Origin of the sequence: Phaeodactylibacter luteus, from assembly GCF_007993045.1 — a bacterium.
In the GTDB taxonomy this organism is placed as follows: Bacteria; Bacteroidota; Bacteroidia; order Chitinophagales; family Saprospiraceae; genus Phaeodactylibacter; species Phaeodactylibacter luteus.
Genome location: NZ_VOOR01000023.1, coordinates 59772 through 75445, shown reverse-complemented (window position 1 = coordinate 75445; position 15674 = coordinate 59772). Strand labels below are relative to the sequence as shown.

General features: G+C 45.5%; 9 protein-coding genes and 1 CRISPR repeat array (1 of these 10 only partly in view). Of the genes, 1 reads left to right on the top strand and 8 read right to left on the bottom strand.

The window, feature by feature from the left end; translation table 11 throughout:
- Positions 1–6259: direct repeats of the CRISPR family, unit length 30 nt; unit sequence GTTTCAATTCCAGTATGGTGCGATTAAGTG; it reaches 3914 nt to the left of the window's first position.
- A gap of 211 nt (positions 6260–6470) precedes the next feature.
- Genes cas2 through cas4 form a run of 3 tightly spaced genes read right to left on the bottom strand, consistent with a single transcriptional unit; the run spans position 6471 to position 8263 of the window.
- Positions 6471–6734, bottom strand: coding sequence for a CRISPR-associated endonuclease Cas2 (gene cas2 / locus FRY97_RS12240; protein WP_147167825.1), 264 nt, complete (start codon positions 6732–6734; stop codon positions 6471–6473).
- Complete coding sequence (gene cas1b, locus FRY97_RS12235; RefSeq protein WP_147167824.1) at positions 6734–7741, bottom strand: type I-B CRISPR-associated endonuclease Cas1b; 1008 nt, start codon at positions 7739–7741, stop codon at positions 6734–6736. Before cas1b ends, cas2 begins: the two co-directional genes overlap by 1 nt.
- A 6-nt stretch (positions 7742–7747) precedes the next feature.
- A complete protein-coding gene (gene cas4, locus FRY97_RS12230) occupies positions 7748–8263 on the bottom strand; it encodes a CRISPR-associated protein Cas4 (protein WP_147167823.1) in 516 nt (171 codons plus the stop codon).
- A gap of 29 nt (positions 8264–8292) precedes the next feature.
- Between cas4 and FRY97_RS12225 the strand changes: the two genes are divergently transcribed.
- The gene (locus tag FRY97_RS12225; RefSeq protein ID WP_147167822.1) at positions 8293–8889 is read left to right on the top strand and encodes a Uma2 family endonuclease; all 597 of its coding nucleotides are present in this window, start codon (positions 8293–8295) and stop codon (positions 8887–8889) included.
- 24 nt (positions 8890–8913) lie between these two features.
- Here the strand turns inward: FRY97_RS12225 and cas3 are convergent, their stop codons facing one another.
- From cas3 to cas6, 5 genes are read right to left on the bottom strand one after another with little or no spacing between them, the layout of a single operon-like run.
- Positions 8914–11205, bottom strand: a complete 2292-nt coding sequence (gene cas3, locus FRY97_RS12220; protein ID WP_170254617.1) for a CRISPR-associated helicase Cas3' — start codon at positions 11203–11205, stop codon at positions 8914–8916.
- Positions 11180–12142 (bottom strand): type I-PGING CRISPR-associated protein Cas7/Csp1, encoded by a 963-nt coding sequence (gene cas7p / locus FRY97_RS12215; RefSeq protein ID WP_147167820.1) that lies wholly within the window; start codon positions 12140–12142, stop codon positions 11180–11182. Before cas7p ends, cas3 begins: the two co-directional genes overlap by 26 nt.
- A gap of 28 nt (positions 12143–12170) precedes the next feature.
- Positions 12171–13718 (bottom strand): hypothetical protein, encoded by a 1548-nt coding sequence (locus FRY97_RS12210; protein ID WP_147167819.1) that lies wholly within the window; start codon positions 13716–13718, stop codon positions 12171–12173.
- The gene (cas5p, locus tag FRY97_RS12205; RefSeq protein ID WP_147167818.1) at positions 13715–14455 is read right to left on the bottom strand and encodes a type I-PGING CRISPR-associated protein Cas5p; all 741 of its coding nucleotides are present in this window, start codon (positions 14453–14455) and stop codon (positions 13715–13717) included. Before cas5p ends, FRY97_RS12210 begins: the two co-directional genes overlap by 4 nt.
- A gap of 25 nt (positions 14456–14480) precedes the next feature.
- Positions 14481–15146 (bottom strand): CRISPR-associated endoribonuclease Cas6, encoded by a 666-nt coding sequence (gene cas6, locus FRY97_RS12200; RefSeq protein ID WP_147167817.1) that lies wholly within the window; start codon positions 15144–15146, stop codon positions 14481–14483.
- Positions 15147–15674 lie beyond the last annotated feature (528 nt).

Sequence of the window (15674 nt, the reverse complement as noted above, 5' to 3'; positions counted from 1 at the left end):
CCAGTATGGTGCGATTAAGTGCGCCCTATCGCCCTACATTGCCCTAGCCCTCGCTTTGTTTCAATTCCAGTATGGTGCGATTAAGTGGGGGTTAGGGGGGCATACGGCCCTCCTTTCTTTTGTTTCAATTCCAGTATGGTGCGATTAAGTGGGACGGGCACAGGCACGATTACCTACGCCTATCAGGTTTCAATTCCAGTATGGTGCGATTAAGTGCCTTTATCCCGGCCTTGGCTACAGACAACACTATGGGTTTCAATTCCAGTATGGTGCGATTAAGTGTCAAAGTTTAGTTGCTTTCCGCTAAAACTAAATCCTGTTTCAATTCCAGTATGGTGCGATTAAGTGGATGAAATAAGCGATAACCAAACTGTAAAAGCAACGTTTCAATTCCAGTATGGTGCGATTAAGTGAGCCAGCCCTGCAAAAAGGTAGGTCATTAGTAACAGTTTCAATTCCAGTATGGTGCGATTAAGTGCAGGCTTAGCCCTTAAAAGCGTCCTGACCCTGCGGTTTCAATTCCAGTATGGTGCGATTAAGTGTATTCAAAGCCTGCATCTGCTAAAGCTTGACCTACGGTTTCAATTCCAGTATGGTGCGATTAAGTGGGGATGGAGCGCGCCCTGCACTCTTTGTTCAGGCCTGTTTCAATTCCAGTATGGTGCGATTAAGTGAACCCTGACGGATGGAAATTGAATACTACCTGCGCAGTTTCAATTCCAGTATGGTGCGATTAAGTGCAGCAAGGGTGCTGTCATTGAACATCCAGATGCCGTGTTTCAATTCCAGTATGGTGCGATTAAGTGAGGGGTAGGCACGCCTGACCAAGTGCCGGCAACTCGTTTCAATTCCAGTATGGTGCGATTAAGTGAAGCCGCACTGGGTGCTGCATGAGCTGATTGAAAACGTTTCAATTCCAGTATGGTGCGATTAAGTGATCAGTGAAGTCAATGTATTCGTTTTCCTCCCCATTGTTTCAATTCCAGTATGGTGCGATTAAGTGCATAGCCATCCAGCCCGCCCTGAGGGCCGGCAATGTGGTTTCAATTCCAGTATGGTGCGATTAAGTGTACTTCGCGCCCTATTTCAGCAAGAAGAAAAATGAGGTTTCAATTCCAGTATGGTGCGATTAAGTGAGCCGCACTGGGTCCTGCACGAACTGATTGGGAATGTTTCAATTCCAGTATGGTGCGATTAAGTGTAGATATAGCGGATGTCGAGCATTTTAGGATTTTGTTTCAATTCCAGTATGGTGCGATTAAGTGGATAGCTTAGAAGCCCGCGAGGGGTCGGAGGTAGTAGTTTCAATTCCAGTATGGTGCGATTAAGTGTAGTCAATAAACCTGAAATCCTATACTTTACATTCGTTTCAATTCCAGTATGGTGCGATTAAGTGCGCTAATCCCTGTTGCCCGGATAGCCTCTACATTTGGTTTCAATTCCAGTATGGTGCGATTAAGTGTCAAGGATGGCGGCTATCAGTTTGAGGTGCTTTCCGGTTTCAATTCCAGTATGGTGCGATTAAGTGCCACGTTACTGTAGTTGCACTGCCTGCCGGTGCTTGGTTTCAATTCCAGTATGGTGCGATTAAGTGTGGTCAGGCAATCCTACGCCTGTCCTTACCGGCCAGGTTTCAATTCCAGTATGGTGCGATTAAGTGTATAATGATTATTCCTTGTTTTCTATTATTGTCGAGTTTCAATTCCAGTATGGTGCGATTAAGTGATCAAGAAAATTGAACGATAATGACAGGAAACGCAGTTTCAATTCCAGTATGGTGCGATTAAGTGATTAGGGCAGGCCATCAACTACCACAGGTGGCTTGTTTCAATTCCAGTATGGTGCGATTAAGTGGCCATCTGGATGACGCGCTCCGGCGTAATGTGCTTGTTTCAATTCCAGTATGGTGCGATTAAGTGGTTTTTCAGGCAAGAGGCAGAAGTTGATATACTGCCGTTTCAATTCCAGTATGGTGCGATTAAGTGTGTAGGCATTATTATCGCTATCGTCGCTTTTAGAGCGGTTTCAATTCCAGTATGGTGCGATTAAGTGCTATCAACTGTAACGCCCTCCACTGTCCCATGAAAAGTTTCAATTCCAGTATGGTGCGATTAAGTGTGCTTTAATATTTCCGGGTCGCCTTCCGCTAAAGTGGTTTCAATTCCAGTATGGTGCGATTAAGTGATTGCCATCTTGCTTAATCCTCTCCGACCTGATAACGTTTCAATTCCAGTATGGTGCGATTAAGTGGAGGTAGACCGGAAAATAAATGCCCAGCTGATGCTGGTTTCAATTCCAGTATGGTGCGATTAAGTGCGCCTACCGCATTAATCCGGAAAATCCACCCGCCGCGTTTCAATTCCAGTATGGTGCGATTAAGTGCATCTTTTACACTGCCGATAAACTCAGAGAAAGTCGTTTCAATTCCAGTATGGTGCGATTAAGTGATCAAGAAAATTGAACGATAATGACAGGAAACGCAGTTTCAATTCCAGTATGGTGCGATTAAGTGTTTCAAGGTCCATCGCCTCTGCCCTCGCCATTACCAGTTTCAATTCCAGTATGGTGCGATTAAGTGGAGGCACAGGGTGGCTAAAGGACAGCCTTAGCGCGTTTCAATTCCAGTATGGTGCGATTAAGTGACAGAGGCGCAAGTGCGTACCTACATGCAACAGCAGGTTTCAATTCCAGTATGGTGCGATTAAGTGCGAGCGCAATGAACAAGAAGAGATAGAGGAGCGCAGTTTCAATTCCAGTATGGTGCGATTAAGTGCATGACGTGCTCGTAGACCCTACCACCGGAGAGGAGGTTTCAATTCCAGTATGGTGCGATTAAGTGGCCCGGCGGGGCGGCGAAGTTGTGGTGGATGCCGACGTTTCAATTCCAGTATGGTGCGATTAAGTGTGATGGGCTGGAAAAAAGGCTGGTGGCATCACAATAGTTTCAATTCCAGTATGGTGCGATTAAGTGCGGTTAGGGTTCGTAAAGACACCTAAGAAGCTGAAGTTTCAATTCCAGTATGGTGCGATTAAGTGAGCTTGGCAAGGAGATAAAAATCCTTGCAGCAAAAGGTTTCAATTCCAGTATGGTGCGATTAAGTGGTGACAGACAGGGTCGAGCTGATGCTGCAAGCCGGGTTTCAATTCCAGTATGGTGCGATTAAGTGGGTAAGGCAGCATTTTCCAGATGTATTTTACCGGAGTTTCAATTCCAGTATGGTGCGATTAAGTGATGAAACAAAACCCGTTTTATACCTCATCAAACTTTGTTTCAATTCCAGTATGGTGCGATTAAGTGGGGTGCTCCAAAAGAATTGAACCGCACGATCACCAAGGTTTCAATTCCAGTATGGTGCGATTAAGTGAGGGCAGCGAATATGCAAAGCTGTTCGTGAGGAAGGTTTCAATTCCAGTATGGTGCGATTAAGTGCGGCTTTACGCTGATAGATGACGAGTGGGATGAGTCGTTTCAATTCCAGTATGGTGCGATTAAGTGATCAGACCCAGACCGACCAAATCCATAAAGCCTCGTTTCAATTCCAGTATGGTGCGATTAAGTGGGAATTGGGAAGATGCAGACCGGTTCAGGGAGCTGAGTTTCAATTCCAGTATGGTGCGATTAAGTGAGCGACGATAGAAGCGAACGACAACAAGCCCTCAAGTTTCAATTCCAGTATGGTGCGATTAAGTGTGGACTTCAAAAAGAACTAACAAGGCTAAAAGAGATGTTTCAATTCCAGTATGGTGCGATTAAGTGTCGCAGAATTAAAAAGCAAGCATAATGGGGACAAATGTTTCAATTCCAGTATGGTGCGATTAAGTGTAACGGGCATAAAATAGCCTGCAGTCCTCATTAGATGTTTCAATTCCAGTATGGTGCGATTAAGTGGATTCTAGCCTGCTTGCGTTTAGGACTTTAAAGTATGGTTTCAATTCCAGTATGGTGCGATTAAGTGGAGGTCGCGGTAAGGGGCAAGATGACTTACCGAAAGGTTTCAATTCCAGTATGGTGCGATTAAGTGCAGAGGCGCATGGGCTTTGGGAATCGGAGAGGCCAGTTTCAATTCCAGTATGGTGCGATTAAGTGTGGAATACACCCACAACAAGGTGGGTGTTCAGACGAGTTTCAATTCCAGTATGGTGCGATTAAGTGGCTGACGCTATCGAAAATGCCAGCACACCGGGCGAGGTTTCAATTCCAGTATGGTGCGATTAAGTGGGGGATTGAGATGGGCTGCCATGAGCAGGACTATCAAGGTTTCAATTCCAGTATGGTGCGATTAAGTGATTAGTAACTGAACCCACTGCATTGTCTGTGACGCTGGTTTCAATTCCAGTATGGTGCGATTAAGTGCTTCTATGAAGTTAGCAGTAAAGGGTTGCGTGTTTTGTTTCAATTCCAGTATGGTGCGATTAAGTGCTTAAGCCCGGACAAGGTATTTGGTTTCTTGCTTTGTTTCAATTCCAGTATGGTGCGATTAAGTGACAGCAACCCCCTTTCGCTAGGGTAGGTATTCCAGGTTTCAATTCCAGTATGGTGCGATTAAGTGACTTGCCCATCTGTCGCTCCTGATATGTTTACATCGGTTTCAATTCCAGTATGGTGCGATTAAGTGAGTACAGGACGTTTGAGGATTATTGTAGGGGAAAAGTTTCAATTCCAGTATGGTGCGATTAAGTGTATCGCGGCATTTCTCATCCTGTTGGCTAAAAGGAGTTTCAATTCCAGTATGGTGCGATTAAGTGGCTTGTGCGCCTCGACCAAGTCCGGCAAGGGGTCAGGTTTCAATTCCAGTATGGTGCGATTAAGTGCTTCAGATGGCCGGCAGGGGCAGCAGGGTGATACCGTTTCAATTCCAGTATGGTGCGATTAAGTGCAGTAAAGGTGCTTAAATCTGATGAGTCACTTTATGTTTCAATTCCAGTATGGTGCGATTAAGTGTGCAAGCGCGAATACTGAAGTCCCATCAGGCTTTTGTTTCAATTCCAGTATGGTGCGATTAAGTGAAGCGGTAAGTGCTGCTACAGGGGAGATTACAGCGCCGTTTCAATTCCAGTATGGTGCGATTAAGTGAGCACTACCGAGCAAGAGGCTTACAGGAATAAGGACGTTTCAATTCCAGTATGGTGCGATTAAGTGTTTTTTTTACTTTTTTTGCCCTACCTATTGTTTGTTGTTTCAATTCCAGTATGGTGCGATTAAGTGCGGCAACTGCTTCTTAGAGGCCCACTCTTTTGCCCGTTTCAATTCCAGTATGGTGCGATTAAGTGAGATTTAACAGTGAAACAAAAAAAGGTTGTACCCTGTTTCAATTCCAGTATGGTGCGATTAAGTGATGATAACACAATAGGGGTTGCAGCAATAGATAAAAAGTTTCAATTCCAGTATGGTGCGATTAAGTGTGCGACGAGTGGGTTCAATAGAATTGTATTCCAAAAGTTTCAATTCCAGTATGGTGCGATTAAGTGGAGGTCGCGGTAAGGGGCAAGATGACTTACCGAAAGGTTTCAATTCCAGTATGGTGCGATTAAGTGTGTCATCAACCGTAGGCCACTCGATCTGGTTGCCGGGTTTCAATTCCAGTATGGTGCGATTAAGTGTCGTCAAAGTCTTACACCAATGAGCCTGTCGTGGAGTTTCAATTCCAGTATGGTGCGATTAAGTGGTTGAAAGTCTCTATTCTCATTGTTGTTGTTTTTGAGTTTCAATTCCAGTATGGTGCGATTAAGTGTACTCCCTCAGCGTAAACTCAAGCATTGTTTCCCGGGTTTCAATTCCAGTATGGTGCGATTAAGTGTTTCATTTGGAGAATATTCATACCCCATGATGTGATGTTTCAATTCCAGTATGGTGCGATTAAGTGGGCGGCAACTGCCAGTTCCAGATTGGGTATAGAGGGGTTTCAATTCCAGTATGGTGCGATTAAGTGTTCACACTCTAACAGCATGAACATTTTCTTTGCATCGTTTCAATTCCAGTATGGTGCGATTAAGTGTGCTGCACGTGATTATGGGGCTAATTTCTTCAAGAAGTTTCAATTCCAGTATGGTGCGATTAAGTGTGGAATACACCCACAACAAGGTGGGTGTTCAGACGAGTTTCAATTCCAGTATGGTGCGATTAAGTGTTTGAGAAGCACTACGCCCTAGCCAGGGCAAAAGAGGTTTCAATTCCAGTATGGTGCGATTAAGTGATGAGGTGCTAGGCAGCAGCAAGAGCGTGCAGCTAGTTTCAATTCCAGTATGGTGCGATTAAGTGGCCGGCAAAGCCGATGTGTAAGTAACTAAAGATTAACCAATTGTCAAAGAACGTTGAGCCTTTTTGGCTCCGGTTTTCTCGTCGGCCTCCAATAAGCGGATTTTGCCAAGAGGTCGACGACTGGCTTAATAAATTGATATCCAGTATTTTGAGCATTTAAATGGGTGTGCGTTTTATACCGTTTGTGTTCTCGGGCGCAGGTCGACGCGCACTACAAAAACTGATCGATCTCATTTTTCTCCAGCCCGATCACCTGTTTGTCCAGCCAACGCTCGTTCCTACTGCTAAAGATAATGATACTGTCGTAGGATTCATCCATAATCTGCCGGGCTTCGAAGATCAGCTCCTTGAGCTTGAGCTCGCTGATAGCGCCCTCAAAGACAGAGTTCTGAATCCAGTTGAGGTAGCGGCGGCACAGCTTCAACATTCTGCCGACCCGCTTTTGATGTACGTCGTAGACCAGGATCACATACATTACCACCAGATTTTGAAGGGTTGGTACGCTTCTTCCATGCGTAAAAAATATTTGGCTAGTTTATGGCATTCCAATAGCATCAGGCGTTTGTAGCTGACTTTCCTCCCCAAACTCCGGTGTTGTATGGTCTGCTTCAGCCGCTCTTCAAAAGCCATGATGAAAACCTTGCGGCCTTTGTCTTTGAGAAAACAGCCATTGGCTTGCTGCTCGAAGTGCTTCTCTTGCAGCTCCCGCTGATTGAACAGCCGGAACAGGGTGCGGTCTACCAAAATGGGCTTGAAAATTTCGGCTATGTCTAGCGCCAGGCTGAAGCGCCTTGTGCCTGGCTCGTGCAAAAAGCTGATAGTGGGGTTGAGCTGTGTATGGTAAATCATGTCGAGCGCCAATGCATAGCACATCATATTGCCGAAAGAAATAGCAGCATTTACCTCATTGGACGGTGGCTGCTTGTGCCGGCCGTTCATTTCAAAATGTGTAATGATGTGCTCAAAGGCCTGATAGTAGGTCTGCCGGCAGTTGCCTTCTATCCCCATCAGCGAAGGGACATCTTCCGCCTCTGGAATAAGCTGCCGTAGTTTTTCGATCTGCTCTATCAGCTGCTCCAAAGAACGGCCTCGGGCGTTGTAGTACCGCAGGTTTTTCAACATATTGTAGCTCGCCCCGCTTACGAGGCGCTGCGCTATATGCATCCGGCGCTTGCTGCTCAGGTAGGCACGGGTCTGCTCTACCTGCATTTTTCCTGCTAGAAGGTATTCCTTGGGCTGGAAAGAACCGGTGTAGTGCTCGTAGTAATCGAAGAAGTGCACGGGCACCTGCTGTTTCCCTAGAAAATTGAAAAGCGCACTATTGGTATCTATGCTGCCGAAGATGTAGAGGGCTTCTATGCCTTCAATGGGCAAATAGCGGGGCTTTTGCTCATTGCCCAACTCATCTACGGCAGTAAACTTGAGGGTGTTGTCGCGGCGGCTCATGCGGCCGGGGTTGAACAGGTAGTAGGGCTTTTTCATGGTTCATTATTCGGCGTAGCAAAATTCGTAATAGGAGCAGTTCTTGCAGATGGGTTTTTTGACCAACCCCGGGCAACTTTCCAACTGAGTGATCCGGAGCACTTCCGCTTCCCAATGAGGGATAACCTTTCGGTCTCCCTCTGTTAGCCATACTTCTTCGGTTTGGCGGAGCTTGGGGTATTCCAGCAAGCCATGTGAAACGGGGATATCATTCCGCTCTAACACATATAGGTAGTACAGCACTTGCGCTCTATGTGCGTTTTCTTTCTTACGGCTCTTTTTGACTTCCCTCACAATCCCTTGCTTCGCATCAAAGTGGTCGATTTTGATACCTTCAATGCTCAGCTCCTGCCATCGCTCTGCGCGTTTGAGGTAGCTGTGCTCATCGATGAATTTACCTTCGGCCACCAGCTCGCTGTGCTGTTCCATCTTGATATTGTGGGCAAACAGCCAAAGTTTGCGGTGGCAAAGGTGGTAGTAGGCAATCTGAGTACCCGTTACAAAAGTTGAACTATCTGCCATTTCTCTGTATTTTAGTCAAAAGCATTGGCATGATTACCAGCATCGATCAGCTAGATCTTTCAAAAAAATATACTTACGCCGATTACCTCACCTGGCAGCTCGACGAAATGGTGGAGCTCATCCGCGGAAAGGTCGTGCGTATGTCACCTGCTCCGGGTACTTCTCATCAGTCGGCTTCCAGTAATTTACACGTAGCCATTGGCAGCTATTTGATAGGCAAACAATGCAAGCTGTTCAGTGCCCCGTTTGATGTGCGCCTTCCACTTCCTGAAGCAGAACAGCAGCAAGATAAAACTGAAACGGTAGTGCAGCCCGACCTCTGCATCATCTGCGACACCAGCAAACTTGATGACCGTGGTTGCCATGGCGCACCCGACTGGATCATCGAAATCCTTTCCCAAAGCACCGCCCATAAGGACCTCAACGAAAAGTTTGAGCTCTACCGCCACGCCGGCGTGCAGGAGTACTGGGTGGTGCACCCGGCTGAGGGCACGGTGCTCCCTTATCGGCTGGACGCGGACGGACAGTACGCCTTGCCCCGCTCCACCCCGTACACCGTGGGCGATAAGGTACCGGTGGGGCTGTTCCCGGGGTTTGAGGTGGAGCTGAGGGCGGTGTTTGGGTGAGGGGGTAGAATAAGCTATCAAATATTAGATAAAAGACGAATCTTCATCTAAAATAAGGCCAACATCAAAATTGTAAGAACCACCATTTACTACGAACACGCTTTCATCTTGCTTATCGCCATTTATGTACAGATCGAGCTGTACAATTGCCTTATTTTTCAAACCTCTTTCGGCTAAGTACAAGGGAATACTTATGCCATTAGTGCTTTGAAAGTGATAATAGGCCCCCCAAGAAGTAAAGTATCCATCTTTTTCGTAGCAGTCTAGTATCAATACCGTACGTTGAGGGTCAATATCTCTAGCTCTCCATCCACTACTGCCTTCCTCTTCAGCTGCTTTACTGGATGCAGAAAACCTTACTAGCCAATTATTCCGGAATAACTCTTTCAGGCTTTCACTGTTTATTCGAGCTTTCCCAATATCCTTGTTGTAAACTGGATATATTTCATTAATCAATTTGATCCAACTCCCCTTGCGGTATACCTTTCCTGTCTCCAATTTTTGAAGCGTTTGGGTAAATGCCTGTAGGGGTATCCAGCTTTTCTTTTTTTGTTCATAAGAACCGTAGGGTGGTGGATATAAGTATCCATTCTTGATAGGTCTCAAGATAAATAAGGATCCAGGCTTCTTATTCTCAGTGAACCGGCATAAGCGTCCGACTCGTTGAACTAAACGGTCAATTGGGCAGAGTTCACTGAGCATAATCTCAGCGCTAATATTGATGCTCATTTCTCCAATTTGGGTCATAATGACAATCCCTCTAGCTTTCCCTTCTTCCCAAGCCGCTTTTCCTAATGCTTGTAGAATAGCTTCCTCTTTTTGACGCTTATCTTTTTCTAAGAATCTACTGTGATATAAGAAGATGGGCACGTCAGTTACTTGATCTTTCAAATTCCGAAACAGTTGCACTGCCCGATCTACCGTATTGACATAAATGATAGCAGCTTCTTTCGCTATACATTCCGCCAAGAGATGTTCAATATCTTCAGGCTGTTCAAAATCTTCAATTCCAGACAGCCTACACTGCTCTTGCTCGTACTCGCTATCATCTTCCAGTATTTTTACGGTGCCATAGCCGATTTCTCGGAAGAAATCCCTCTCACAATCGGCGATGGATGCGCTCATGAATAGTACTGGTACTTTCCAATGCTTACAAGCTTGTAATAAGACCGCCATGTTTTGTCGAACAAAATCGTCGTAGGCATCCGCCTCATCAATGACCAAGCAACTATTAGCCAGATTAAAACTAGTGATGTGATGATCTTCCCGAGTCAAGGTTAGGCTCATTAGCAAATGGTCAACTGTACAAATGGTTACTGGTGTCATCAGCCAACGAGCGTATAAGCTGTGTGCATCAAAAGTTTGGTTGGTGACTTTCCGGTGCTTACGTTCAACGAATTTAGCCGAAGAATGATATAAGCCTACTTCCGAAATATCGTCCTCCGTACTCAGTGCCATTGCCGTACTGGTAAATCGCGTTGGCATTGCTATCACTAGACGTTCTGCTCTACGAGTTTCTATTTGTTTTTTAGCCCAAAGCAAAGCTGCCGATGTTTTGCCAGCACCCGTAGGCGCTCGAAAAACTAAGAGGTCTTCCCGGTAATTGTCTTCTGCTAATTGCTGGACGGGGCGACGAGTCCAAGTAATCGGAAAGTGATACCGGAAAGGGATAATCTCTGGATGTGGGTTACCTCCTTCCATGGCACTAGCCCTTCGGTCTGCTATTTGTAGCCAAGCGCGTGGGCCAGAAAACTTTAGGAATTCAATTAGGGTAGCCTTAAAGTTGTCATCAACCGAATAGCTTCTTTCATATAGTTTTTCAAGATAGTAAAACCCATCTTTCACTTCTAGCCAGCGTGCCTCATCCTTTTTCGATAATTTCCCATGATGAGCAGCAATCGCCGCTTTAACTCGCAATGGTAACTTTCGCCCATGTATCACGAGTGAACCAATCTCATGGCGGAATTTTGCTAGCCGTAGGTTTTTCCCTGCCTCGTCTCTACATTCTCGCTCAAAATCGGTGTGCGTAACTTCTCGATTCTGTTTGCTAGCCCACTTCACATAAGCTTGATAGTCTTTCTGGCAAGGTAGCTGCCAACATGGGTTCAGCTTGCCTTCGTCATGGTAGATGACCGCTTGATCTGTGATTGACAATAGATTATCATCACCAAACCAATTCGCATACTTATATATCGCGATTGGAAATGAGTCGCCTATTTCTTTCAACTTTTCTCGTACATCCCTTACATGTTCCTCATAAGAAAGCCCATCGGGCTTGGCGAGTCTGAGTTTACTCTTCTCCGGCGAAAGTGGCATAGGGTACGACGTTTGAAGTTTCTCCAGCAGGATTAAACAAGGCATTTTCCATTAAGAAAGTGATTGCTTGCTTTTTTGCGGCAAAAACAGAAGTATCCCCCTCTTTATCATTACCATAGAATACGCGAGCCTTGCGTTCTCTCAGTTCAGCCAATATGTTTTCTCGTTCCTTTTCGTTCGCCTGAAAGAAACGTGCTGCCTTCCGGCTAACTTTGTTGTCAAAGACGATCAGTACTTGCTGTGGTTCGCCGCTGACCATATTGCGAGCTTGATTAGCATAGTCGTTAAGGCTCATAGCAGCCTCCAAGAATAAGCGGGCACGGCGTTTACGTTCCGCAGCATCAGCGTGTAGAAAATAGGTAGAACCTAAATGCATAGATTTTCCGCCGTATTCAAAGCCTTTAGAAATACTCAATGCCCCTATGTCTAAAGAGAAATTCATGTGCATCAGATCGTAAGCACTAAACTCCTTGGTGGCTAATGCTTGCTTTTTAGCCCCCTCTGTAGAACTGTCATCTTGTTTTAAACGAATCAATAGGTCCCGAGCAATTTTACTTTCCTCTAAACTTAGTTCATCTGCGGGATTGCTACTGATTGAGATAGCCATAGTAGCTGATATTGGAGCTGTCCTTCGGCCACTATAGTCATTCTTACTAGGATGCATAAAGCCCCCCATGTCGGCCCGTAAGTCTTTTTCTACGTAGTTCGTAACCCCGTCGCCGTTAGAAACATAAGTTTCTCCTTTGTCGGGGTCTGCTTCGTTCAGCCTTTCCATCGCAGTAAAAAGCGCGTGGCGTTGCATTTGTCCACTGATATATACGCGACCATCCGGAGTTCGCTTTATGGATGAGGCATTGCCTAGTATTTTCTCGCCACCATTAGCGATGTGGTTTTCAAAAGGCGCGAGTAACGAAACAAGAATGTTTTTGATTTCCATAATACAGTTATATTTATTTGTTTAGAAATTAATCTTCATTATTGTCTGGAGATTCAGTTGATGGTATTGAATCTTGCTCAAGTTCTTTCTTCGACCAAGTTCCAATTCGGCTGAATGCCAAGAGCATGTGCTTAGCTGTTTGCTTATCTACCTGTCCAGCTAATACCGCTTCTAAGAAAGCACTGCTTTCCGGCGGCGCATCACTCTTACTGTGTTGGCTAATGTCCCGAATCGCTCGAATGGCAAAATCCGCCGCAGAGGGTGAACTCATAATTGAACTTTCCACCGTAGCCAATACTTTAGCTTTTTTTTCGTATATCGTCCCGGTGGCTTCGTTGTCTGCATTAGCCAGTCGATAAGCTTGTTGATTAATCCACGCTCCCAAGGCTTTAGCCGAAGCGACCAGTTCAGGATCAAGGTGATGTTTCTTCATAAAAAAGGTATTTATTAATGGTGAAATATCAGGAGAGTATTCTGCCCGAAAGGCAAAAAAATCAGTGAACGCAGCTTGGTTAAAAAGTTGTAAAAAACGACTCGCAAAGAGATCGAACTTTTCATATGCCTTCTTGATATTTTCGCTTTCTTTTGGGTCTTCTTTGTAACGATCAGGATGAAGGAATAGCTTTGAGCGATAAATTCCTTCGACTACCTGATAAAGGTTAATATGTTTGTCTAAAGCTAGCTCAACCACATAGTGGTCATATCGAAAAGTCTCTGCGTGACCATAGCCAAAAAGATAAAAAGTAGTCTGTGGCAGCCTGTCTAACAAACGCTCTATTTTAGACCAGTAGGGACTACGTTTTCGATATTCTGCATTTTTGACTAACTCAGCAATACTTGCTAATAATCCAGCTTTACTGAATGCACTACTTCGAGGTGCGTAAGGGAAGTTTCCATCATAAATCGCCGGTCGAATGGGGTAACGGTTCTTTTCCTCTCCTTTACTGTTAGTTTCTACACGAACCTTGGAGCGGTAATAATCCTTTGCTGCCGATAACTTTATGTCTTTTATTATGCGGACAAAAGTGACTAAATCAGCAATATCTAAGTCGGGAATAATTCCTATATTAAATCGTTTAGTGGTACCCCGTTCACGTTTTTTGTAAGCCAAAGACGGTTTATCTAGTGTAGTGCTTGTGATTAGGGATGCAGCGGCATCTAGAAAGGTCATTTTTCCAGCTCCCTTTCGTGCTTTTGAGCTAAAAACTAAATAGTCACCGGCCATCGGAGCTATAGCCATAGTTATATTGGTTGTTTTTAGTGGGTCGTCTTCCAATCCTTTCAATACTTTTTGAATTGCTCCGTAAGTATTGCCTGCTTTTTCATCGGAGGTGATGACATTAGGAGCTAAATAGACATAATTCTTAGCATCTGCTTTCTTCTGATCATAGTATTTAAAGCTTACTTCTTTTTTCGCTAAGTCATCAGCTAACCCTAGCCGAAAGTAGGTTATTCCTTTTTTTAGCTCAAAAAATAAGGATTCCATGGTGGGTAGCCCTTGCTCATTGATTTTATCTTGGTGATTCGCTAGTGCTACGGCAATACCATATTTTACTAAAGGGTGTTGTTGATTCATTCTGTATCAATTTTAAGTTCTACCCAACTTTCACTGTGTCCTAAATAAGCCGTGGATACTTTTTCTAATGCTTTTTGCAAGACTTCCAAAAACGGAGATGTGCAACTCAACTGTAGCTGATATGATCGCTCCAGAGAAGACCCTCTGGCATTTGTAGGTATTAGATATTCTCTAGAAGAAACCGTTGTATAGTAAAGCGGAAAACAATCAAGGTTATTCTTGAATAGCGTAGTCAAGTCATCGTCTTCTATTTTTGCTCCAGGACCTCCAGACTTTATAGCAAGCCTGCGTTTTTCTGGTATCAGGCGGTAATCTAAATTAGGAGTACCATTCGGATGGGTTTTTGCATCATCACGCCGCATAGCTTTTTTCCAAGTGTCATCAAAACTCTCTAAGCTTGGAATTACATGTAAGTGATTCATCTCAAACAGATGAACGACTAACGGCTGATAGCCTGAACCAGATGACTCTGGTGACAGTTCAACTTTGTGTTGCTTCTTCCAAGCTTTGACCAGAGTTTTGAAGAGTTGTTTGCGTAGCTGAGGTGGAAAATGCAAGCCCATCACATTTTCAAAGAGTCCAGCTAGCTGTAACTTCCCCGGTAATCGGTCTGACCGATAATAACTTCCCGGTAATTGGCTCACCATTGATATTGGTGATAATAATTCTACTGACAAACGAAACTGCTTACTGAATTCCGTTTGTGAGAAAAGATACTCTATGGTTTCAAGTGCCATTTGCCTTCTTCTTTTGTTTAAAATACTACCTCAACGCCCCAAACCCAATCCCCGTAGAATGCCCGACCCCCACATCCCAGGCAAAGCGCACCGCTTCCGGGTCGCCCTCCACAATGACCGGGCAGAAAGTGCCGATCAGGTCAATCTTGTTGAAGGTGATCTTCTTGGTCTTCGGGTTTTGGTACTCCGGGTCAAAGGCTACGGTAGCGTGGCTGCCCAAGCCCGCGCGGGCGAGCTTCTTCTGAAGGGTAGCGGTCATCAGGGCACCCGCCTCTTCATCGCCGGGGAAAATAAACTGCTGCCCGTTATCCGCTTCCCGGTGTTTTTTGATGAAGATCGGGCTTTGGGCGAAGAACCGCTGCCGCTCTCCAAAGTCGGGCGTAGTACGCATCCTTACTTCTTCCACCCGCATGCCCCATTGTATCTTCTCGTCTTTGAATAGGCCGGATACTGCACTTTTGTGCAGGCTTTCGAGGGGGGAGCTGATAAAAAACTCCGCGCCGTGCTGAAAGTCGTAGCCTTTTTTATCCCGGCGCATCTTCCCTCCGTACAGCCAGGAAAGGGAATACAATGAAATCTCATCGTGCAGCTCGTTCTCTCCGAGCCATTTGTGGAAAGCGCCTACCAATGCCCTTTGATAATCGAAAGGGACGGTTTCTGTGTTCGGTGTTAGTCTCAAATATATACGCATAAACCATCAATTTTTTTATCACTCACAGTGGCAAAGCTACAGCCACCCCTAGGGCAGCTATCACCCCAGCTAAATTTTTTTTTCTCAGAAATGTGCTATCGGTATGTACAGATGTAGCGTCAGGAACGCTATTGTGATATTGTTGTACGGTGAATGTACGACATTGTTTCAAACTGGAGAGACAATTGGGCCTGCTAAAATCGGGCGTGAACCAAAATGCCGCAAGAGTATATGCCCTTCGGGCTATAGCTTGGCATTGGCCTAGCGCTGCGAAGGGGGGGCCGAAGGCCAGACCCGACGCCTGTAGGGCGAGGGGCCGAGCGAAGAGCGAGCCCCGTAGCATAGCGGCACCTGCCTGCAGGCAGGTGCAGGCCCCATCCTTGCGGCAGGGGGCAAGCCCATCACGCGAAGCAGGCTGGGCAGGCAAAAAACGGCGATCTGGTTTGTGCCCCTAAAATCTCAACAAGCCCCAAGCCAGACTGCTGCCCCTGCTTTCATTTTTGCTCGTTTGGTCATCTCCTGAAATAG